The organism is Nonomuraea wenchangensis, assembly GCF_900111685.1.
In the GTDB taxonomy this organism is placed as follows: Bacteria; Actinomycetota; Actinomycetes; order Streptosporangiales; family Streptosporangiaceae; genus Nonomuraea; species Nonomuraea wenchangensis.
In genome coordinates this window covers 515,718-535,801 of the sequence record NZ_FOHX01000006.1, presented here as the reverse complement: position 1 = coordinate 535,801, position 20,084 = coordinate 515,718, and the positions used below count along the sequence as shown (strand labels likewise).

Below are 20,084 nucleotides of genomic sequence, written 5' to 3'. Positions count from 1 at the left end.
GCGGCGACGCCCGGTAATGACGGCGAGGAGTATGTACGAAGCGAAGAAGACCAATGTGCGGCACGATCCGATCGCGCGGGGCGTGGTGAAGACATCCGCGCCGGGGAGGGAGCGACAGATGATTCTGCTGCGTCAGCTGCTCGGCGATGTGCTGAGGCGGTTGCGCGTGCGCCAGGGACGCACGCTTCGCGAGGTTTCCACGCTGGCCCGTGTATCGCTCGGCTATCTGTCCGAGGTGGAGCGGGGGCAGAAAGAGGCTTCGTCGGAGCTGCTCGCGTCGATCTGCGGTGCGCTCGGAGTGCCACTCTCGCAGGTGCTGCGTGAGGTGTCCGACCAGTTCGCGCTGGCCGAGCTCCAGGCTGCTCCCGTGCTCGCCGATGTTCCCGAGCACGAGCGACTGCCTCTCGCGGAGACGGTTCCCGGATCGATCTCCGATTCCGTGTTCCCCGAAGTCAAGGACATGGTGGCTGCCTAACGAGGCTGGCAGCCCGCACACCACAGGATCAGCCGTTCCTGTGGCTGCGATCCCATCTCCCCTCGGCTGATGCGGGTGCCGCATCGGCGACAGGGTCTTCCTGCCCTGCCGTAGACCCACGTCGCGTTCGACGGGCGGCGATCACCTGTGGTCACCGTGCCCGCATGTTCGAGATTGGCCGCCAGCAGGCGCTGTGCCAACGACACGAGCCCGCTCAGGTCCTCGATCTCCCCGACCTTCCTCCACGGCCAGATCCCCCGCAGGAACAAGGTCTCGGCGCGATAGATCGTGCCGATCCCCGCCAGGTTGCGCTGGTCGAGCAGCGCCTCCCCGATGGTCCTGTCGGGCGCCTCGCGCAGCCTCCGCACGGCCTCGTCCGGGTCCCAGTCCGGCCCGAGCAGATCCGGCCCCAGGTGGCCGACCAGCCGCGCCTCGTCCTCCGTCCGTACGAGGTCCACCATCCCCAGCTTGCGGCCGAGCGCCGTGCAGTCCCGGTTGGCCAGGATCAGCCGCACCTGGTCGCCGGGCGGCACCCGGGCCCCCGGCGCGACGATGCGCCAGCTCCCGTCCATCCGCAGGTGCGTGTGCACGGTCAGGCCGCCCTCGACGCGGGTGAGCAGGTGCTTGCCGCGCGAGAGCGTGGTCAGCACCTCGCGGCCGGTCAGGTCCGCGGTGGCGTGCCTCGGCACTCGGAAGTCGGACCTCGTGAGCACCCGTCCGTCGAGCGCGGAACGCAGGCGGGCGGCCGTGCGGTGGACGGCGTCTCCCTCGGGCATCCTTCCAGTCTAGGAACCCGTTCCCGGCGGCTCGGCCGCGGACGTCGCGCCAACGGTGTTCCCTGACGGGGCGGCCCGTACGGTCTTCGCCACGACCTGCCCGAAGCGGACGGGCCGCGTGTGCTACTGGGACGTCCGGAGCGGCGCGGCGAGGGGTGAGACGCGGCTGCCCGAGGGCGGCGGGTTCAACGGACTTTGGCGGAGGGGCCCGCCGACGAGATCGAGGACGTCGTGCTCTGGTGCACCAGGCGCTGAGCCGGGAGGTCAGTCCCAGGCGGCGGGGTCGGCGGCGAGCTGGCGGACGCGGTCGGGCAGCGTGCCGGCGGCGACCTGCTCCAGCGTGACCTCCTCCAGGATCGCGCGCTCGGTGGCGCGCAGCGCGATCCACACCTGCTGCAGCGACTCGGCCGGCCCCCGGTAGCCGACGTGCTCGGGCCGCTCGCCGCGTACGTTGGCGAGCGGGCCGTCCACCGCCCGGATCACGTCGGCGAGGGAGATCTCGCCGGCGGGCCGGGCCAGGACGTAGCCGCCCTCGGGGCCTCGCTGCCCGCGGACCAGCCCGGCGCGGCGCATCTGGAGCAGGATGTTCTCCAGGTATTTGGGAGGCATGTCCTGTTCCTTGGCGAGCTCGCCCACGGTGGTCGGGCCGGCACCCGCGGCGGCGAGTTCGGCGGCGGCTCGGAGGGCGTAGTCGACACGAGCGGAGAGGCGCATGTTCTCGATTATCCCTCCTGGTCAACACTGGTTAGCCGCACGGTCGCCAGATGGGGCAAGTGATCCGGAGCCCGGAGCCGTCCCGCGCAGGGCCCTCCGATACGGTGATCATGAAGAAATCTCGCGTTCACCTGCGACGTCTCTCGGGAACACGAGCGCTAAACTTCCAACAATCTTTGCGATTTCGCAGGGGACCGATTCGCAGTGGACCGACGGTGGGGATTCAGTGTGGTGGAGCGACGCCCGGGTGTGCCCAGGCTGCTGAGGGAGATCAACGACCGGGCCGCGCTCGAACTGCTGCTGGCCACCGGTCCCATGACCCGCGGCCAGATCGGCGACCTGACCGGCCTGTCCAAGGTCACGGCCTCGCAGACGCTGTCCAGGCTGGAGGAGCGCGGCCTGGTCGAGGTCGTCGGCACCCAGGCCGGCGGGCGGGGGCCCAACGCGGCCCTCTACTCGGTGATCGCCTCCAGCGCGTACGTCGCCGGCCTGGAGGTCGGCCCCGAACGCATCTCCTCGGCCGTCGCCGACATCCACGGCCACACGATCGCCGAGATCACCGTCGATCCGAAGGGCCACGAGGACCCGGTCGCCGCCGTGCACGAGGCCATCGTCAAGGCCTGTCGCGGCGCCAAGGTGGGGCTGAGCAGGCTGCGCGGCGTGGTGATCGGCACCCCCGGCGTGGTCGATCCGCGCAGCGGCGACGTGCGTTTCTCCTTCGACCTGCCCGGCTGGCACGAGGGCATCCACGGGGCGCTCGCCGGCGACCTGCGGCGCGAGGTGACGATCGAGAACGACGTCAACCTCGCCGCCATCGCCGAGCGCGCCGACGGTGCCGCCCAGGGCGTGGACGACTTCGTGCTGCTGTGGGCCAGCCGCGGCCTCGGCCTGGCGGTCATGCTCGGCGGCCGGCTGCACCGGGGGCGTTCCGGCAGCGCGGGCGAGATCGGCTACCTGCCGGTGCCCGGGGTGCCGCTGCCTGAGGACATCCGTAGCGAGCCGGGGCGGCTGCCGTCGCTGGCGGGCGGCCTGCAGTCGCTGGTCAGCGCCGAGGCGGTGGCCGAGCTGGCCCAGGGCTACGGCTTCGCGGCCAGCAGCGCCGGCGAGTGCGTGAGCGTCGCGATGGCCGCGGGCGAGCGGGGCGAGCCGCTGCTCGACGAGATCGCCCAGCGGCTCGCGCTCGGCGTGGCCGCCGTGTGCGTGATCCTCGACCCCGGCCTCGTGGTGCTGGCCGGGGAGGTGGGGCGGGCGGGCGGCCACGCCCTGGCGTCGCGGGTGGAGGAGGCCGTGGCCCGGATCTGCCCGGTCCGGCCCCAGGTCGGCACCACCACGGTCAACGAGCGCAACCCGGTGCTGCGCGGCGCCGTGCTCGCCGCGCTCGACCAGGCCCGCGAGGAGCTCCTGGCCCCCTGAGCGGCCGTCCTTGGAGTCAGGCGGTCTTGAGCAGCTCCACGGCCGCTTGGGCGTTGGCGCGGGCGGCCCCGTACGTCGCGATGTAGGCGGCGCTGTCCGGCCGCCACACCGGCAGCCCCATCTCGATGACGGTCGTGTCCGGCCGGGCCGCCACCAGCGCCGAGACGAGGTCCCGGCTGGCGGGGTGGCGGTGGGCGTCCTTGACCACGACGACCAGGGACCGTCCGGCGGCCTTGGCCAGCAGCGCGGACGCGTCGGCGGCCGACGGCTCGACGCGGACGACCTCCGCCTCGGGCAGCCACGGCCCCACGCCCCACGGCACGTCGCCCACGGCGATCGTCGGCGGGGTGTCCACCTCGACCACCAGAGGCTCGACCAGGGGCTCCGGGACGCCGCTCAGCCGTACGGCGCGGCGGGCGGCGTGCAGGCCCACGACGTTGCGCTCGGCCGGCACCTCGCGGTCCCCGCCGAACCACTCCCGCAGCGCGGCCACCCGCGCCGCGGCCTCCTCCAGTCGCTCGCCCGCCAGCCGGCCCTCGCGCACCGCCGAGACGATCTCCGTGATGATCGCCTGGACGTCGTCGTAGGAGGGCAGCGGCCCGAGGCAGAGCAGGTCGGCCCCGGCCTCAAGGGTCAGCACCGCGCCGCCGGCGAGGCCGACGCTGCGGGTGATGGCGTGCATGTCCAGGGCGTCGGTGATGACGACGCCGCCGAAACCGAGCTCGCCCCTGAGGAGCCCGGTCAGCGCCGCGCCGGACAACGTGGCGGGCGTGTCGCCCGTCACGGCCGGCACGGCGACGTGCGCGGTCATCACCGACTTCGCCCCCGCCGCCACGGCCGCGCGGAACGGGGCGAGCTCCCGCTCGCGCAGCACGTCGAGGCCCACGTCCACGACCGGGATCGCCAGGTGCGAGTCCACGCGGGTGGCGCCGTGGCCGGGGAAGTGCTTGACGCAGGCGGCCACGCGCAGCGACTGCAGGCCCTCCACGGCGGCGACGGTGTGCCGGGCCACCAGGGCGGCGTCCGCGCCGAACGAGCGGGTGCCGATCACCGGGTTGTCGGCCTCGGTGTTGACGTCCGCGCTCGGGGCCATGTCCAGGTTGATGCCGCAGGAGGCCAGCTCGGCGGCGATGGCCCGGTAGACGCTGCGGGTCAGCCCGGGGTCGTCCACCGCCCCCAGCGCCGCGTTGCCCGGGTACGGGCTGCCGACGTGGTACGCGAGCCGCGTGACGTCGCCGCCCTCCTCGTCCAGCGAGATGACGGGCTCACCGGCTCCCCGCAGCGCGGTGGTCAGCTCCTTCACCTGGCCGTGGTCGGCCACGTTGAAGCCGAAGAGCGTCACGCCGCCCAGGCCGTGCTCCAGCTCGCGCAGCACCCAGCCGGGTGCCTCGGTGCCCTGGAAGGCGACGAGCAGTGTGCCGGCCGCCAGGCGGCGCAGCCCCCGATCACTCTGACTCATGGCTCCTCATCAAGTGGAAGATGGGCAGGGTTGTGCACGGCGCCGGCGGCGCCGTGCGGGAAGGTGCCGCGTCAGCCCTTGACGGCCCCGGCGACCAGGCCGGAGACCATGCGGCGCTGCACGAGCAGGAAGAAGACGACGACCGGGATCGTCATCAGGGTGGATCCGGCCATGATCGCCCCCCAGTCGACGCCCTTCTGGCCGATGAAGTACTGCAGGGCGACCGGCATCGTGTATCCCTCCGACTGCGACATCAGGTAGAGGGCGAAGACCAGGTCGTTCCACGCGGTGATGAACGAGAAGATGCTCGTCGCCACCAGACCGGGCGCGACCAACGGGAAGAGCACCCGCCAGAAGGTCTGCATGCGCCCCGCGCCGTCGATCCAGGCCGCCTCCTCCAGCGACTTGGGGACCGCCGCGACGAACGTGCGGAGCATCCACACGCCGAACGGCAGCGTGAGCGCGACCTGGGTGACGATCAGCCCGATGAAGTTGTCGCCGAGCCCCACCCGCTTGACCATCATGTAGAGCGGGATGAGCAGCCCCTCGGCCGGCAGCATCTGCACGACCAGCAGCACGACGAGGAACATGCCGCGGCCCTTGAAGCGGAAGCGGGCGATGGCGGTGGCCGACAGCAGGGCGAAGGCCGAGCCGATGAGCACCGTCCCGAGCGCCACGATGGCGCTGTTGCGCATGTAGAGCCAGATGGAGTTGTTCGCGACGCCCTCGGTCAGCACCCGCGCGAAGTGATCGAAGGTGAAATGCGTCGGGAACGGCACGAACTCCGTGGTGAAGATCTGGTCGTTCTCCTTGAAGCCGGTCGACACCATCCAGTAGACGGGGAAGACGGCGTAGAGGAAGACCAGGACACCGGCCGTGTTGAGGAGGATCTTGCCGAGCCTCTTGCGGGCGAGGGGGGTCACATCTCCTCCTGCTTCACGATCTGCCTGACGTACACGACGGTGATGACGAGCAGGATGATCGTCAGGACGACGGAGATCGCCGCGCCCATGCCCAGCTTCTGCGGGGGCTTGAACGCCTCGGCGACCGCGTACATGGACAGGTTGTAGCCCTCGCGGTTGGTGTGCCCGTTCATCAGCGTGTAGAGCTGGCTGAAGACCTTGAAGTCCCAGATGATCGACAGGACCGTCAGGACGGCGAAGACGGGCTTCAGCATCGGCAGGGTGATCTTGGTGAAGGTGCGCCACGGCCCCGAGCCGTCGACCCTGGCCGCCTCGTACAGCTCGGCGGGGATGCCCTTGAGCCCGGCCAGCACCGACACCGCGATGAACGGGAAGCCGGCCCACACCACACAGAAGACCAGCGCGATGTAGAGGGGCAGGGTGTCGGTGAGCCAGGGGGTGCCGACCCAGCTCCGCGCCCCGTCGGGCGGCGCGGCCAGCCAGTTGGGCAGCAGGTCGAGCGCCCAGTTGACGATGCCGGCCTCGGCGTCGAAGAGCGAGCGCCAGATGACGCCCTGCGCCACCGGCGGCACCGCCCAGGCGAACATGCACCCGATCACCACGAACAGCGACATCTTCCTGCCGAGCCGGTGCAGGAGCACCCCGACGGCGGTGCCGACGATCAGCGTGAGGCTGACCGCGACGAAGGCGAAGGCCACGGTGTTGCGGAGCGCCGACCAGAAGATGTCGTTGGACAGGATCTTCTCGAAGTTCTCCAGGCCCACCCACTCGGCCGGCCTGGTGCCCCGGATCTGGGCCAGGCCCACCTTCTGGAAGGCCATGACCGCGAGCTGGAACATCGGGTAGAGCAGCAGCCCCGCGATCACCAGCAGGCCGGGCACGAGCAGCACGTACGGGATGCTCCACGCCGGCAGCCCGCTCGCCCGCGCGCGGCCGCTCTCCTTCCTGCGCCGGTGACCCGGGGAGGGGGAGGAGCCCCCGCCCCGGGCGACCGTAGTCGGGTTCGCCATGCTCACTGGTTCAGGATCTCTTCGAGTTCCTTGTTGGCGTCGGCGAGGGCGGTGCCGGCGTCCTTCTTGCCCTCGATGACGGCCCGCGCGGCGTTCTGCAGCACCATCTTGGTGGCGTCGGCCTCGGACCAGTTGGGGTCGGCGGGGAAGGCGCGGGCCTTGGCGAACGCCTGCGCGAACGCGCCCTGCGCCGGGTCCTCCTCAAGCTTGGCCAGGGTGTCCGGGTAGACCGGGAGCAGGCCGCCCTCGCTGGCGTAGCGGTCGGCCCAGGTCTTGCTGGTGGCCAGCTTGATGTACTCCTTGCCGAGGTCGGCCTCCTTGGTGCCGCCCCACAGCGCGATGTCGTTGCCGCCGAAGAAGGAGGGGGCGACGCCGCCGGTCTTGGCGGGCAGCGGGAAGAAGGCGAGCTTGTCGCTCTTCAGCTTGCCCTTCGAGTCCTCCTCGATGCCGGGGAGGTCCCAGCCCGCGGTGAGGTACATCGCGACCTTGTTGTTGGCGAAGCGCTTACGGATGTCGACCGTGTTGAGCGTGAGGTTCGCCTTGCCGGACAGGCCGCTCGTCACCAGGCCGGTGTAGGTCTCGAAGCCCTTGGTGAAGCCGGGCTCGGTGAGCTTGCCGACCCACTTGTCGCCCTCCTTGACGGCGAACTCGCCGCCCTCGGACCAGGCGAACGCGGCCAGCAGGTGGTTGGCGTCGGAGCCGCCGTTGAAGGCGAAGCCGTCCACCCCCTCGCCCTTCTCCTTCTGGATCTTCTTGGCGGCGGCGACGAGCTCGTCCCAGGTCTTCGGGACCTCGATCTTGAGGTCCTCGAACCAGTCCTTGCGGTAGAGGACGGCGCGGGCGCCGGCACCCCACGGCACGGCGTAGATCTCGCCGTCCACGGTCTCGTAGCCGTAGAGGTTCTCGGGGATCTGCGCGCGGTCGCCCTCGCGGGCGATGTCCGTGATCGGGGTGAGCGCGTCCTGGCTCTGCCACATGGGGACCTGGTCGTTGCCGATCTCGGTCACGTCAGGGCCTGAGCCGGTGGCGGCGGCCGCGAACTTGTCGGCGACCTGCGGCCACGGGATCCACTCGAGCTTGACCTCAGCGCCGGTCTGCTGCTTGAACTCGGCGTTCAGCTCCTCCATGTACTTGGCCGCGGCCGGGTTGCTGTCGCCGAGGCGCCAGACGCTCAGCGTCTTGCCGGCGAACTTGGGGCCGCTGGCGGAGGCCGCGGCGCTGGGTGAGGAGGAGGGCGCCTCACCGGAGCCACACGCGGCCAGGCCCAGGGCCAGGGCGGCCGTGGTGACCGTAGTGGCTGTGATCTTCGCGATCCTCACAGGGTTCTCCCTTCCCGGGTGCTGGCCTACGGTCCGCACCAGGCTGATCGTCAAATGCCGAACGACGCTGCTAAACTAACAAGAAACTTTCTTAAAAAAAACGCCCGTTAGCCATTCGTGACGAGAGGGGTGCGGTAATGAGTCGAAGCCCGGGGGTTCCCCGGCTGCTGCGGCGGCTGAACGATCGCGCGGCACTCGAGCTCCTCCTCGTGGACGGCCCGCTCACCCGGGCCGAGCTGGGCGAGCGGACCGGGCTCTCCAAGGTAACCGCAGGTCAGCTCCTTGCTCGACTGGAGGAGCGGGGGCTGGTCGAGGTCGCGGGAGAGCGGGCGGGCGGCAGGGGACCGCACGCCGCACTGTACGGGGTGGTCCCCTCCAGCGCGTACGTCGCCGGCCTGGAGGTGCTGCCCGACAGCCTCAAGGTGGGTGTGGCCGACATCACAGGCCGGATCGTGGTCGAGATCACCGTCAACCCCGCCGACGGCGGCGACCCGGTCCGCACGGTCCACGCCGCCGTGCAGCGCGCCTGCGACACCGCCGGCATCGGGCTGGAGCGGCTGAAGTCGTTCGTCATCGGCACCCGGGGCGTCGTGGACCCGGTCAGCGGGGACGTGCGCTGGTCGTACGACCTGCCCGCCTGGCACGTCGGCGTGCTCGCCAGCCTCCGCCGCACCCTCGGCGCCTCCGTCACCATAGAGAACGACGTCAACCTGGTCGCCCTCGCCGAGCACACCTACGGCGCCGCCGTCGGCCACGACGACTTCGTGGTCATCTGGGCGGGCGTCGGCCAGGGCCTCGGCGTCATGCTGGACGGCCGGCTGCACCGCGGCATCACCGGCGGCGCGGGCGAGATCGGCTGGCTGCCGGTGCCCGGCGAGCCGCTGCCCGCCGACGTCTCCCAGCCGCAGTCCGGGTCGTTCCAGCGGCTGGTCGGCCACGACGCGCTGCGCGGCCTCGCCCGCGAGCACGGCGTGCAGGGGGTGACCGTCCCCGACCTGGTGCGCGGCGGCGGCGAGGACTTCCTCGACGCGGTCGCGGCGCGGCTAGCGGTGGGCGCGGCGGCCATCACCGTCGTGCTCGACCCCGGCCTGATCGTGCTGAGCGGCGACGTCGGCCGCGCGGGCGGCGAGCGGCTGGCCGCCAAGGTGCAGGAGGCCGTGGCCCGCGTCTGCCCGAGCCGGCCCCCCGTGGTCACCACCACCGTGGCCGGGAACCCCGTGCTGCGCGGGGCCCTGGTCGCGGCCCTGGACCAGGCCCGGGAGCAGGTCTTCTCCGACACTGTGTGAAAATCGTTGCCCATGTGGCAGTCCCCGAACGACCCCAGGAACGACGTCGTGCTCATCTCGGACCCCCGGGTGGCCGCGATCCCGGTGCGCGAGACGGACGAGCCGCTGGCCGAGGTGCGCGGCCGGCTGCGGGTGGACGAGCGGCTCGCCGACCCCGACGGCGCCTGGGCGCACCTGCGCGCCGGGCTGCTGGAGCGGCTGGAGCGCGCCGAGGCCGGGCTGCCCGACGGCTACCACCTGCTCATCGTGGAGGGCTACCGGCCCATCGCCACCCAGTCCCTCTACTTCACCAGCTACCGCGACGAGCTGCTGGCCGCCAACCCCGGCATGACGGTCGAGGAGGCCCACGTGGCCGCCAGCCGGTACGTCTCCCCGGTCAGCGTCGCCCCGCACACCGCCGGTGCGGCCGTCGACCTCACCCTGTGCGACCCCGAGGGCGTCGAGTACGACATGGGCACCCAGGTCAACGACAACCCCGAGGAGAGCGACGGCGCCTGCTACACCGCCGCCCCCGGCATCTCGGCCGACGCCCGCGCCCACCGCGACCTCCTCGCCGCCGTCCTGGAGCCGGCCGGCCTGGTCAACTACCCCACCGAGTGGTGGCACTGGTCCTACGGCGACCGCTACTGGGCGCTCGCCACAGGAGCGCCTCACGCCCTCTACGGCCCCACAGGTTTCACCGCCTGACACCCTCAGGTCGGGAAGGTTTTCCGCGAGCTGTCGCCGGGGCACAACTCCTTGCGGAACTCACTCCCCCCAACGAGGTGCAGGCATGATTCCGCTGATCGGGATCGAAGAGGAATACCTCATCGTCGATCCCCGCACCCGCCACGTCTCTCCCCGGGCGACCGACGTACTGGCCGCCACCACCGGGATGACCGACGTGGTTCATGAGATCACCCGTTTCCAGGTGGAGGCCCGCACGCCTCCCTCCACCGACCTGAGCGAACTCGGCTCGCAACTGCGCGCCGTACGAAAGGAGGTGGCCGACGCCGCGCGGGCGTGCGGCCTCGCGATCGTCGCCAGCGGTATCCCCGTGCTCGGCGACGTGAGCTCGCCGCCGCTGACCGACGTGCCCCGCTACCTGCAGAGCAGGGTGGCCTACCGGGCGCTCCAGGACGAGATCACCATCTGCGCGCTGCACGTCCACGTGGACGTGCCCGACCGCGAGCACGCCGTCTACGTCGGCAACCACGTGCGCTGCTGGCTGCCGACGCTGATCGCACTGGCCGCCAACTCGCCGTTCTTCGCCGGCCGCGACACCGGGTACGCCTCCTGGAGAGTGATCTCCTGGGGCCGGTGGCCGGTGGCGGGCGCGCCGCCCTATTTCGCCTCCTACGCCGACTACGAGCTGGCGGTGCGGGCCCTCGACGACACGGGGGCGCTGATCGACCCCAAGACGGTCTACTGGGACACCCGTCCCTCGCCCAGCCTGCCCACGGTCGAGATCAGGGCGGCCGACGTGCCGCTCGACGTGAGCGACAGCCTCACACTGATCGGGCTCGTCCGCGCCCTGGTGGTGACCTCACTGGAAGCGGTGCGGCGCGGCGACCACGGGCTGCCCGTCTCCTCCGAGGTGCTGCGCGCCGCCTACTGGCGGGCGGCCAGGGACGGCCTCGCGGGCGAGGGTGTGGACGTGCGCGACGGCACCCGCCTGCCCGCGAACGTGCTGGCCTGGCGGCTGCTCGAACACGTACGCCCGGCGCTGGCCGAGGCGGGCGACCTGGCCTTCGTACAGGAGGGCCTGGACCGGCTGCTGCGCAAGGGGTCGGGCGCGATGCGCCAGCGGCGGGTGCACGCCCGCGGCCACGACCTGAACGACGTGGTGGACGACCTCATCGAGGCCACCGTCGCCTGAACCCAGGCTTTCACTGGAGTGCGAGCGCCACGGCCACACCCAGGCCGAAGACGACCACCACGCCACGCAGGACCTTCGCCGACAGCAGTCTGGCCACGCGGGTGCCGAGGAAGCCACCCGCGAGGCTGGCCGGGGCGATCACCGCGACCGCCGCCCACCGTACGTCGGCGAAGAGCGAGAACGCCACCGCCGACACCGAGGTGATCACCAGCGCCAGCACGGCCCGTACGGCGTTGACCCGGTGCAGGCCGTCGTGCAGGAACAGACCGAGCACGGCCAGCAGCAGCACGCCCATGCCGCCGTTGAAGTACGCCCCGTAGCACCCGCCGAGGAACACCCCGGCGTACACCCGGCGGCTCGGCGGCCCGCCGGCCGCGCCCCCGACACGGGCGCGCAACCACGGCTGGGCCAGCAGCGCGAGACTGGCGAGACCCACCAGCCACGGCACGATCGACTCGAACACCCGGCCGGGCGTGACCAGCAGCAGCGCGCTGCCCGCCACCGCGCCCGTCACCGCCGTGGCCCCGAGCGTCACCGCCCTGCGCCGCTGCCCGCGCAGCTCGGCGCGGTAGCCCAGCACGCCCCCGAGATAGCCCGGCCACAGCGCCACCGCGTTGGTCACGGACGCGGTCAGGCCCGGGTACCCCATCGCCAGCAGGGCGGGGAACGAGACGAGCGTGCCGCCGCCGGCCAGGGCGTTCACCACCCCGGCCAGCAGGCCGGCCGCCGCGAGGAAGAGCAGCTCCGCCGGGCTCATCGGCCGGCGGCGTAGCCCTGCGCGCCACGCGGGTTGGCGGCGGCCTTGAGGAAACCGCCGTCACGGGCCACCGCGCTGAGCCGGCCCAGCGACCACGGCCCCTGCACCTCGACCTCGTGCCCGCGCCGCCGCAGCTCGGCCACCACGCCGGCGTCCAGCCGCTCCTCCACGTGCAGCACGCCCGGCCGCGAGCCGCGCGGGAAGAACGAGCTGGGGAAGTGCTCGGAGTGGAACATGGGGGCGTCGATGGCCTCCTGCAGGTTGAGCCCGCCGTGGACGAGCGCCAGGAAGAAGTTCAGGCTCCACTGGTCCTGCTGGTCGCCGCCCGGCGTGCCGAACGCCAGCCACGGCCGCCCGTCCTTCAGCGCGAACGACGGCGACAGCGTGGTGCGCGGGCGCGCCCCCGGCCGCAGCGACGAGGGCAGGCCCTCCTGCAGCCAGAACATCTGGGCCCGGGTGCCCAGGCAGAAGCCCAGGGCGGGGACGGTGGGGGAGCTCTGCAGCCAGCCGCCGCTCGGCGTGGCCGAGACCATGTTGCCCCAGCGGTCGACGACGTCCACGTGGCAGGTGTCGCCGCGGACCTGGCCGTCGGGCAGCGTCCGCTCCAGCCCGGCCGTGTCCACGGTGGGCTCGCCCACGCCCTCCGGGGCCGGCACCTTGCTCCCGGGCAGGACGGGCAGCCGGGGCTCGCGCCCGCCGGGGGAACCGGGCAGCAGATCCAGGCTGGCCCGGGGCCCGATGAGCGCGCGCCGGGCCGCGTTGTAGGCCGGGTCGAGCAGGCCGGCGAGCGGCACGTCGGCGTCGCCGTACCAGGCCTCGCGGTCGGCGAAGGCGAGCTTGGCGGCCTCGGTCACCGTGTGGACGTAGTCGGCGCTCAGGTAGCCCATCGCGTCCAGGTTCACGCCGTCGAGCAGGGCGAGCTGCTGCAGGAACACCGGCCCCTGGCCCCACGGGCCGGTCTTGAACACCGTGTGGCCGCGGTAGTCGAAGCTGACCGGCTCCTCGGTCGTGGCGCTCCAGCCCGCGAGGTCGTCGCCGGTCAGCAGGCCGCCGTGCACCTCTCCGGAGCTGTCGCGCCAGGCGGTCGTGGCGCTGAAGTCGGCGATCGCCTCGGCGACGAAGCCCTCGTACCAGGTGTGGCGGGCGGCGGCGAGCTGGCCCTCGCGGGTGCCGGAGGCGGCCTCGGCCTCGGCGACGATCCGCCGGTAGGTGGCGGCGAGCACGGGGTTGGCCAGCCGCGAGCCCGGCTCCGGCACCCGGCCGCCGGGCAGCCACGTGGCCGCCGAGGTGGGCCAGTCGGCGGTGAACATGCCCTCGACCGCGGTGATCGTGGCCGAGACGCGCTCCAGCACGGGGACGCCGTGCTCGGCGTAGTGGATGGCGGGCGCGAGCACGTCGGCCAGCCGCCAGGTGCCCCACCGCTCCAACAGGCGCATCCACCCGCCGAACGCCCCCGGAACGGTGGCGGCGAGCAGGCCGGTGCCGGGGACGACGTCCAGGCCCAGCTCGCGGAACCGCTCGATGGTCGCGGCGGCCGGGGCGACGCCCTGCCCGCACACGACGTGCGTCTTCTGCTCGGCCTCGCTCCACAGCAGGATGGGCACCTCGCCGCCGGGGCCGTTCAGGTGCGGCTCGGCGACCTGCAGCACGAAGCCGGCGGCGACGGCCGCGTCGAAGGCGTTACCGCCCCGCTCCAGGACGCTCATGCCGGTGGCCGAGGCCAGCCAGTGGGTGCCGGCGACCATGCCGAAGTCGCCCGTCAGCTCGGGCCTGGTGGTGAACAACGTCTCTCCCTCTTCCCGCTCCCCGGCCGACGGCCCGGAGACTGTGTACGACGGGGCCATCTCGATCGTCGGGGTGCTCGACCGTCCGGTTGCTCTGCCGTCCGGGTGCTTCGCGTCCGGCCGACAGCGGCCGGGAACGGGGCCGACCCGCGAGGATCGCCCGACATCGGCGCCATCATCAGATGCGGGTAGGAGTCGGCCGAAGGGCCGCGCCCAGCGTCAGATCGGTCATATCGGGCTTATCGTATACAAGATTGTCAGCCGTCCTGATCCGGCTCCCACTTCCTGGACACCTCCCACAAGCGGTCGAACTCCGCCGTGAAATGCTCGAACCAGAAGTGGTCGCGGCGGCGCGTCACCGTGAAGACCGGATCGCGGCCCGCCGTGCTGTGCGTGCCCAGCTCCACGTACGCGACGCCGTCGTCGTCCGCCGGATCCAGCAGCACCACCCCGAACGCGGGCACGAACGGCATGAACCGCACCTCGATCGCCCCGCTCAACCCCGCCAGCAGGTGAAGCGTGGAGGTGACCCGGTGCTCGAAGACCTCGCCGCGCCCGGCGATCGTGCTGCGCCGCGCCGCCTCCTCGGGCACCCCGCCGGACGGATCGATGAGCAGCACCTTGACCGTCGCCCCCCGCTCCAGCGCCTTGCGCAGCTCCTCGACGTGCCCCCGCACGGTACGGCTCAGCGTCACCCCCGCCAGGCGCAGGTCACGCGCCCGGCCCACCTGCTCGGCGAGGCCCTTCCGCTCGGTGCCCAGGAACGTGTCGCCGGCGAGCCTGGTCTCGACCAGGCGGTTGAGCTCGGCGACCCGTGCCTCCAGGTCGGTCACCTGGTGGCGGGGGCCGAGCGCGTTGACCGCGACGAGGGCGAGCGTGGCCAGCGTCGCCGCGCCCACCACCTTGGCGTCCACGACGTCGAAGACGCCGAGCACGCCCACCGCCAGCGCGATCAGCGCCGTGAGGTAGATCTCCAGGTTTTTGCCGGTGAGGAGGTCGGCGCGTAAACGGCGGAAGGAGCTCATCCGGCTATTGTGATCGCTTCCCGGCCCGCCGCGGAGCCACGGCCAGGTCAGGCACGCAGGCGAAGGCCGCGCGGGGTCGGATGGAACCCGGCCGCCTCCAGGGCCGCCGCCAGCGGCGACTCCCCGATCGAGGCCCCGTCGGCGCGCTCGACGGTGAGCTTGCCGAGCGCGCCGTCGCGTACGGCGAGGGCCAGGGCGTCCACGGCCGGCTGCAGCCGCTCGTCGTCGGCGAACGACAGCAGCGTCTTGCCGCCGCGCTCCACGTAGAGGACGAGATGGCCGTCGACCAGCACCACCAGCGCGCCCGCCTTGCGGCCCGGCTTGTGGCCGGCGTCGCCGGGACGCTGCGGCCAGGGCAGGGCGGCGCCGTACGGGTTGGCCGGATCGGCCGCCGCCAGCACCACGGCCCGCCTCCCACTCTCCCGCCCGCCCCTCGACCCGAACGCTCCGGCCCTCGGCCCGAACTCCGCCGCCCCCGGCCCGAGCCCAGCGGCCCCTGGGCCTGGTTCGGGGGGCGGGGCGCCGGCGGCCGTCGGGGCGATGCCGGGCGCCATGGCGCGCATCCGGTCCACGGCCCCCGGCAGCGCGAACTGCGCGCCCCCGAGCCCTTCGACGAAGTAGCCCCGCCGGCACCGCCCGCTCTCCTCGTACGCCCGCAGCACCTGGTAGACCGGCGTGAACCCGCCGGGCAGCCGCTCCGAGGTGACCGCCCCCCGCGTCACCACGCCGTGCCGTTCGAGCAGCGCCTCGGCCTGGGCCTGGGCCCGCTGGGTGGCGTCGGCCGCGGGCGCGGGCAGCAGCCACCACCGCCCCGCCACCGTCGGCGGCCCGCTGCGGGTGGGCAGCACCGCCCGCCGCCGCCGGGTCGTCGCCGGCCGGTGCGCGGGACGTCCGGTGCCGAGCGTGGCCCGCAGCGGCGCCAGCGTGTCGCCGGAGATCCGCCCCGACCACACGAGGTCCCACAGCGCCGACACCAGCGTCTGGTCGTCCTGGGAGCCGAGCTGGTCGGAGATGCCGCGGAAGAACAGTGCGCCCCCGCCGCCCAGCAGCTCCAGCACGCGCTCGTGCACCTCCGTCATCGTGATCTCGGCGGGCTCGGGCAGCAGCAGCGGCGCGGTGTCGGCGAAGTAGAGCGACACCCAGCCGTCGCCGCCGGGCAGCGACCCCTGCCCCACCCACATCACCTCGCCGGACGAGGTCAGCTCGTCCAGCAACGACGGGTGATAGCCGGGCACCCGCGCGGGCAGCACCAGGCTCTCCAGCGCCGACGCGGGCACGGCCGCCCCCTGGAGCTGCTCGATCGCCCGGACCAGCGCGTCCATGGCCCGCGCCGTCCCGCCGCCGCCTCGCCGGTCACCGCCCGCCCCCGGCTCGGCGGCGGAGGCGCCGGTGATGCCGTGCCAGGCGGGCAGGAACAGGGCGAGCGTCTCCGGCGCGACCGGCTCCACCTCCTTGCGCAGCCGGGCCAGCGACCGCCGCCGCAACATCCGCAGCACGCCGGCGTCGCACCACTCCTCGCCCCGGCCGCCCGGCCGGAACTCCCCGCTGACCACCCGCCCGGACGCGGCCAGCCGCCGCAGGGCGTCGGTCACCACGGCCACGCCGAGCCCGAACCTGGCGGCGGCGGTGCCGGCGTGGAACGGGCCGCGGGTGCGGGCGTGCCGCGCCACCAGGTCGGCCAGCGGATCGGGCACCGGCTCCAGGAACACGTGCGGCACCCCCACCGGCAGCGGCACGCCCAGCGCGTCACGCAGCCGGCCGGCGTCCTCGACGGCCGCCCACTGCTCCTCGCCCGCGACGCGCACCCGGATGGCCCGCCGCGTCCGCTCCAGCTCCTCCAGCCAGGCCGGATCGCCGCCGCGTACGCTCACGTCGGGCACCAGCAGCGGCCCGTGTGAGCGCAGCAGGTCGGCGAGGTCCTCGGCGTCGCGCAGCGGCCGGTCGAGCCGGGCCAGCTCGCGCTCGGCGTCGGAGATGACGTCGGGGTCGAGCAGCTCACGCAGGTCGGCCTGGCCCAGCAGCTCCGCCAGCAGGGACGTGTCCAGGGCCAGCGCCTGCGCCCGCCGCTCGGCCAGCGGGGCGTCGCCCTCGTACATGAACGCGCCCACGTAGTGGAACAGCAGCGACGCCGCGAACGGCGAGGCCTGCGAGGTCTCCACCTCCACCACCCGCACCCGGCGGGCGGCGATGTCACGCATGAGCCGCACCAGCCCCGGCACGTCGAACACGTCCTGCAGACACTCGCGCATCGTCTCCAGCACGATCGGGAACGAGGCGTACTGCGAGGCCACCCCCAGCAGATGGGCCGCCCGCTGCCGCTGCTGCCACAGCGGGCTGCGCCGCCCCGGCGTGCGGCGCGGCAGCAGCAGCGCCCGCCCCGCGCACTCGCGGAAGCGGGAGGCGAACAGCGCCGAGCCGCCCAGCTCCTCGGTGACGATCTGCTCGATCTCGTCGGCGTCGAAGGCCGCCACGTCGGCGGGCGGCTCGGCCAGCGTGTCGGGGACGCGCAGCACGATGCCGTCGTCGGAGTGGAGCGCCTGCACGTCGACGCCGTAGCGCTCGCGCAGCCGCCGGTTGATCGCCAGGGCCCACGGCGCGTGCACCCGCGCGCCGTAAGGCGAGTGGATCACTATCCGCCAGTCGCCCAGCTCGTCGTGGAACCGCTCGACGAGCAGCGTGCGGTCGTCGGGCACGTAGCCGGTGGCCTGGCGCTGCTCCTCCAGATAGGCGAGGAGGTTGCCCGCGGCGAACTCGTCGAGCCCGGCCGCCCGCAGCCGTTCGGCCGCGCCGCCCTTGGCCTGCTCGCGCAGGAACTCCCCGATGGCCCGCCCCAGCTCGGCCGGCCGCCCCGGCGCGTCGCCGTGCCAGAACGGCAGCTTGCCCGGCTGCCCCGGCGCGGGGGAGACCAGCACCCGGTCGGCGGTGATGTCCTCGATCCGCCACGAGGTCGCGCCCAGCACGAACACGTCGCCCACGCGCGACTCGTAGACCATCTCCTCGTCCAGCTCGCCGACCCGGGAGGCCCGCTCGCCCACCAGGAACACGCCGAACAGGCCGCGGTCGGGGATCGTGCCGCCGTTGGTGACCGCGAGCCGCTGCGCGCCCGGCCGGCCCTGGAGCGTGCCGGTGACGCGGTCCCAGACGACGCGCGGGCGCAGCTCGGCGAACTCCTCGCTCGGGTAGCGGCCGGCCAGCATGTCGAGCGTGGCCTCCAGCGCGGTGCGCGGCAGCGTGGTGTAGGGGGCGGCCCGCTTGACCACCGACTCCAGCTCGTCGACCGTCCACTCGTCCATCGCCGTCATGGCCACGATCTGCTGGGCCAGCACGTCGAGCGGGTTGCGCGGATAGCGCATCTCCTCGATGTGGCCGGCCTGCATGCGCTCGGCCACCACGGCGGTCTGCACCAGGTCGCCGCGGTATTTCGGGAAGATCACGCCCTTGGACACCGCGCCGACCTGGTGCCCGGCCCTGCCGATGCGCTGCAGGCCGCTCGCCACGCTCGGCGGCGCCTCCACGCACGCGACGAGATCGACCGAGCCCATGTCGATGCCCAGCTCCAGGCTGGAGGTGGCGACCACGGCCGGCAGCCGGCCGGACTTCAGCGCCTCCTCGATCTGCGCCCGCTCCTCCTTGGACACCGAGCCGTGGTGGGCGCGTACGACCTCCGTCACGACGCCCTTGGTGCCGCCCGCCTGCGCCATGACCTCGGCCGGCATGCGCCGCGGCAGGTCGGACGGCGTCTCCCAGATCGACAGGTCGACGGCCTCCATGCCCTGGGAACGTTCGTAGGCCAGCTCGTTGAGCCGCGAGCACAGCCGCTCGGCCAGCCGGCGGGAGTTGGCGAACACGATCGTCGAGCTGTGGGCCTCGATGAGGTCGAACAACCGGTCCTCGACGTGCGGCCAGATCGACCTGCCCCGAGGCTCCTCGCCGTCGCCGCCCGCCTCGGGGCCGGCGGCGGTCTCGGTCATGTCCTCGACCGGGACCACGACCTCGACCTCGATCTGCTTGTCGGCGGGCGGCTGCACCACCGTGGCCGGCCGCGCCCCGCCCAGGAACGCCGCCACCTCGCTCACCGGCCGCACCGTCGCCGACAGGCCGACGCGCTGCGCGGGCCGCTCCAGCAGCACGTCCAGCCGCTCCAGGGTGAGCGCCAGGTGGGCGCCCCGCTTGGTGGCGGCGACCGCGTGCACCTCGTCCACGATGACCGTCTCGACCCCACGCAGCGCCTCCCGCGCCTGGCTTGTGAGCAGCAGGAACAGCGACTCCGGCGTGGTGATGAGGATGTCGGACGGCTTGGCCGCGAACCTCCTGCGCTCCTCCGCGGGCGTGTCGCCCGAGCGGATCGCCACCGAGATCTCCGGCACCGGCAGCCCGAGCCGCCGCGCCGTCTGCTTCAGCCCGGCCAGCGGCGCGCGCAGGTTGCGCTCGACGTCGACGGCGAGGGCCTTGAGCGGCGAGACGTAAAGGACCCGCGTGCCCCCGCCCGCACCGGGATCACGGGGCCGGGCGGCCAGCCGGTCGAGTGACCACAGGAACGCCGCCAGCGTCTTGCCCGAGCCCGTGGGCGCGACGACCAACGTGTTGTCGCCGCGCGCGATCGACTCCCACGCCCCCTCCTGGGCGGCCGTGGGCGCCTCGAACGCCCCCGTGAACCACTGCTGGGTCATCGGGCTGAACTGGGCTAGCGTGCTCACGAGCCCATATTGCCTCGCTCCACCGACAGAAAACGCATTGCCCGGACGGCGGGTGGTTGAGCGGGCCTCCTGGCGGACATACAGCGACCGTGACCATTGACCACGCGGCCATCGAAGCCCGCCGTGCCGAGATCAGGCGCCGTCACGTGTTAGCGCGCCGGCCGTCGAGCAGCGCCCGTGGTCTGCACCACGTAGCCCTGTTGTCGTCGGACGTGGAGCGCACCATCCACTTCTACCAGGACCTGCTGGAGTTCCCGCTCACCGAGATCATCGAGAACCGGGACTACAAGGGCTCCAGCCACTTCTTCTTCGACCTCGGCAACGGCAACCTGCTCGCCTTCTTCGACTTCCCCGGCCTCGACCTCGGGCCGTACCAGGAGGTGCTGGGAGGGCTGCACCACATCGCGATCTCCGTGGACCCGGCCACGTGGGAGCGCCTGCGCGGGAAACTGGAGATGGCCGGCGTGCCGCACCAGATCGAGAGCGGCGCCTCCATTTACTTCAAGGACCCCGACGGCGCGCGGCTGGAGCTGCTCGCCGACCATCTCGGTGAGATGTACGGCGCGCGGGTGCTGTGACCCCGCACGT

Annotated in this window: 16 protein-coding genes; 6 read left to right on the top strand and 10 right to left on the bottom strand. The window is 72.9% G+C overall.

Annotated features, from left to right (window positions below; genetic code table 11):
• Positions 1-118 precede the first annotated feature (118 nt).
• Positions 119-475: a helix-turn-helix domain-containing protein gene (locus BMW85_RS21480; RefSeq protein ID WP_091084154.1), complete on the top strand. Its 357-nt coding sequence runs from the start codon at positions 119-121 to the stop codon at positions 473-475.
• Here BMW85_RS21480 and BMW85_RS21475 read toward each other — a convergent pair.
• Both BMW85_RS21475 and BMW85_RS21470 read right to left on the bottom strand, forming a co-directional pair.
• The gene (locus tag BMW85_RS21475) at positions 472-1,251 is read right to left on the bottom strand and encodes a DNA-formamidopyrimidine glycosylase family protein (RefSeq protein WP_091083970.1); all 780 of its coding nucleotides are present in this window, start codon (positions 1,249-1,251) and stop codon (positions 472-474) included. The genes BMW85_RS21480 and BMW85_RS21475 overlap by 4 nt on opposite strands.
• Before the next feature lie 264 nt (positions 1,252-1,515).
• On the bottom strand, positions 1,516-1,965 hold the full coding sequence (locus tag BMW85_RS21470) for an RrF2 family transcriptional regulator (RefSeq protein ID WP_091083967.1): 450 nt from the start codon (positions 1,963-1,965) through the stop codon (positions 1,516-1,518).
• A 231-nt stretch (positions 1,966-2,196) separates the two neighbouring features.
• Here BMW85_RS21470 and BMW85_RS21465 point away from each other — a divergent pair, with 231 nt between their 5' ends.
• Positions 2,197-3,378 carry an ROK family transcriptional regulator gene (locus BMW85_RS21465; protein ID WP_091084152.1) on the top strand — a complete coding sequence of 394 codons (1,182 nt, stop codon included), beginning with the start codon at positions 2,197-2,199 and terminating at the stop codon, positions 3,376-3,378.
• A 16-nt stretch (positions 3,379-3,394) separates the two neighbouring features.
• On the opposite strand, the gene BMW85_RS21460 is transcribed toward BMW85_RS21465, so the two are convergent.
• From BMW85_RS21460 to BMW85_RS21445, 4 genes are all read right to left on the bottom strand, one after another.
• A complete protein-coding gene (locus tag BMW85_RS21460) occupies positions 3,395-4,837 on the bottom strand; it encodes a glycoside hydrolase family 3 protein (protein ID WP_091083965.1) in 1,443 nt (480 codons plus the stop codon).
• Between the two features lie 71 nt (positions 4,838-4,908).
• Complete coding sequence (locus BMW85_RS21455; protein WP_091083962.1) at positions 4,909-5,760, bottom strand: carbohydrate ABC transporter permease; 852 nt, start codon at positions 5,758-5,760, stop codon at positions 4,909-4,911.
• Complete coding sequence (locus BMW85_RS21450; RefSeq protein ID WP_177240801.1) at positions 5,757-6,770, bottom strand: carbohydrate ABC transporter permease; 1,014 nt, start codon at positions 6,768-6,770, stop codon at positions 5,757-5,759. Before BMW85_RS21450 ends, BMW85_RS21455 begins: the two co-directional genes overlap by 4 nt.
• Positions 6,771-6,772: 2 nt before the next feature.
• Positions 6,773-8,089 (bottom strand): extracellular solute-binding protein, encoded by a 1,317-nt coding sequence (locus tag BMW85_RS21445; RefSeq protein ID WP_091083957.1) that lies wholly within the window; start codon positions 8,087-8,089, stop codon positions 6,773-6,775.
• Positions 8,090-8,226: 137 nt separating this feature from the next.
• On the opposite strand from BMW85_RS21445, the gene BMW85_RS21440 reads away from it, so the two are divergent.
• The 3 genes from BMW85_RS21440 to BMW85_RS21430 all read left to right on the top strand — a co-directional run bounded on the left by BMW85_RS21440 (position 8,227) and on the right by BMW85_RS21430 (position 11,233).
• Complete coding sequence (locus tag BMW85_RS21440) at positions 8,227-9,375, top strand: ROK family transcriptional regulator (protein WP_091083955.1); 1,149 nt, start codon at positions 8,227-8,229, stop codon at positions 9,373-9,375.
• Between the two features lie 12 nt (positions 9,376-9,387).
• A complete protein-coding gene (locus BMW85_RS21435; protein ID WP_091083953.1) occupies positions 9,388-10,062 on the top strand; it encodes a M15 family metallopeptidase in 675 nt (224 codons plus the stop codon).
• 85 nt (positions 10,063-10,147) lie between these two features.
• Positions 10,148-11,233 (top strand): carboxylate-amine ligase, encoded by a 1,086-nt coding sequence (locus BMW85_RS21430; protein ID WP_091083951.1) that lies wholly within the window; start codon positions 10,148-10,150, stop codon positions 11,231-11,233.
• A gap of 10 nt (positions 11,234-11,243) precedes the next feature.
• On the opposite strand, the gene BMW85_RS21425 is transcribed toward BMW85_RS21430, so the two are convergent.
• From BMW85_RS21425 to BMW85_RS21410, 4 genes are all read right to left on the bottom strand, one after another.
• Complete coding sequence (locus tag BMW85_RS21425) at positions 11,244-11,990, bottom strand: sulfite exporter TauE/SafE family protein (RefSeq protein WP_091083948.1); 747 nt, start codon at positions 11,988-11,990, stop codon at positions 11,244-11,246.
• Positions 11,987-13,735, bottom strand: coding sequence for a gamma-glutamyltransferase family protein (locus BMW85_RS21420; RefSeq protein WP_218155878.1), 1,749 nt, complete (start codon positions 13,733-13,735; stop codon positions 11,987-11,989). Before BMW85_RS21420 ends, BMW85_RS21425 begins: the two co-directional genes overlap by 4 nt.
• Positions 13,736-14,031: 296 nt before the next feature.
• The gene (locus BMW85_RS21415; protein ID WP_091083944.1) at positions 14,032-14,799 is read right to left on the bottom strand and encodes a hypothetical protein; all 768 of its coding nucleotides are present in this window, start codon (positions 14,797-14,799) and stop codon (positions 14,032-14,034) included.
• Positions 14,800-14,846: 47 nt separating this feature from the next.
• Positions 14,847-19,469, bottom strand: coding sequence for an ATP-dependent helicase (locus BMW85_RS21410; protein WP_091083941.1), 4,623 nt, complete (start codon positions 19,467-19,469; stop codon positions 14,847-14,849).
• Between the two features lie 116 nt (positions 19,470-19,585).
• On the opposite strand from BMW85_RS21410, the gene BMW85_RS21405 reads away from it, so the two are divergent.
• Positions 19,586-20,074, top strand: a complete 489-nt coding sequence (locus BMW85_RS21405) for a VOC family protein (RefSeq protein ID WP_091083939.1) — start codon at positions 19,586-19,588, stop codon at positions 20,072-20,074.
• Positions 20,075-20,084 lie beyond the last annotated feature (10 nt).

Coding starts and splice junctions, on each gene's coding strand:
- BMW85_RS21480 (WP_091084154.1), top strand. CDS start 119: ATGATTCTGCTGCGTCAGCTGCTCGGCGATGTGCTGAGGCGGTTGCGC.
- BMW85_RS21475 (WP_091083970.1), bottom strand. CDS start 1,251: ATGCCCGAGGGAGACGCCGTCCACCGCACGGCCGCCCGCCTGCGTTCC.
- BMW85_RS21470 (WP_091083967.1), bottom strand. CDS start 1,965: ATGCGCCTCTCCGCTCGTGTCGACTACGCCCTCCGAGCCGCCGCCGAA.
- BMW85_RS21460 (WP_091083965.1), bottom strand. CDS start 4,837: ATGAGTCAGAGTGATCGGGGGCTGCGCCGCCTGGCGGCCGGCACACTG.
- BMW85_RS21450 (WP_177240801.1), bottom strand. CDS start 6,770: ATGGCGAACCCGACTACGGTCGCCCGGGGCGGGGGCTCCTCCCCCTCC.
- BMW85_RS21440 (WP_091083955.1), top strand. CDS start 8,227: ATGAGTCGAAGCCCGGGGGTTCCCCGGCTGCTGCGGCGGCTGAACGAT.
- BMW85_RS21435 (WP_091083953.1), top strand. CDS start 9,388: ATGTGGCAGTCCCCGAACGACCCCAGGAACGACGTCGTGCTCATCTCG.
- BMW85_RS21430 (WP_091083951.1), top strand. CDS start 10,148: ATGATTCCGCTGATCGGGATCGAAGAGGAATACCTCATCGTCGATCCC.
- BMW85_RS21425 (WP_091083948.1), bottom strand. CDS start 11,990: ATGAGCCCGGCGGAGCTGCTCTTCCTCGCGGCGGCCGGCCTGCTGGCC.
- BMW85_RS21420 (WP_218155878.1), bottom strand. CDS start 13,735: ATGGTCGCCGGCACCCACTGGCTGGCCTCGGCCACCGGCATGAGCGTC.
- BMW85_RS21415 (WP_091083944.1), bottom strand. CDS start 14,799: ATGAGCTCCTTCCGCCGTTTACGCGCCGACCTCCTCACCGGCAAAAAC.
- BMW85_RS21410 (WP_091083941.1), bottom strand. CDS start 19,469: ATGACCCAGCAGTGGTTCACGGGGGCGTTCGAGGCGCCCACGGCCGCC.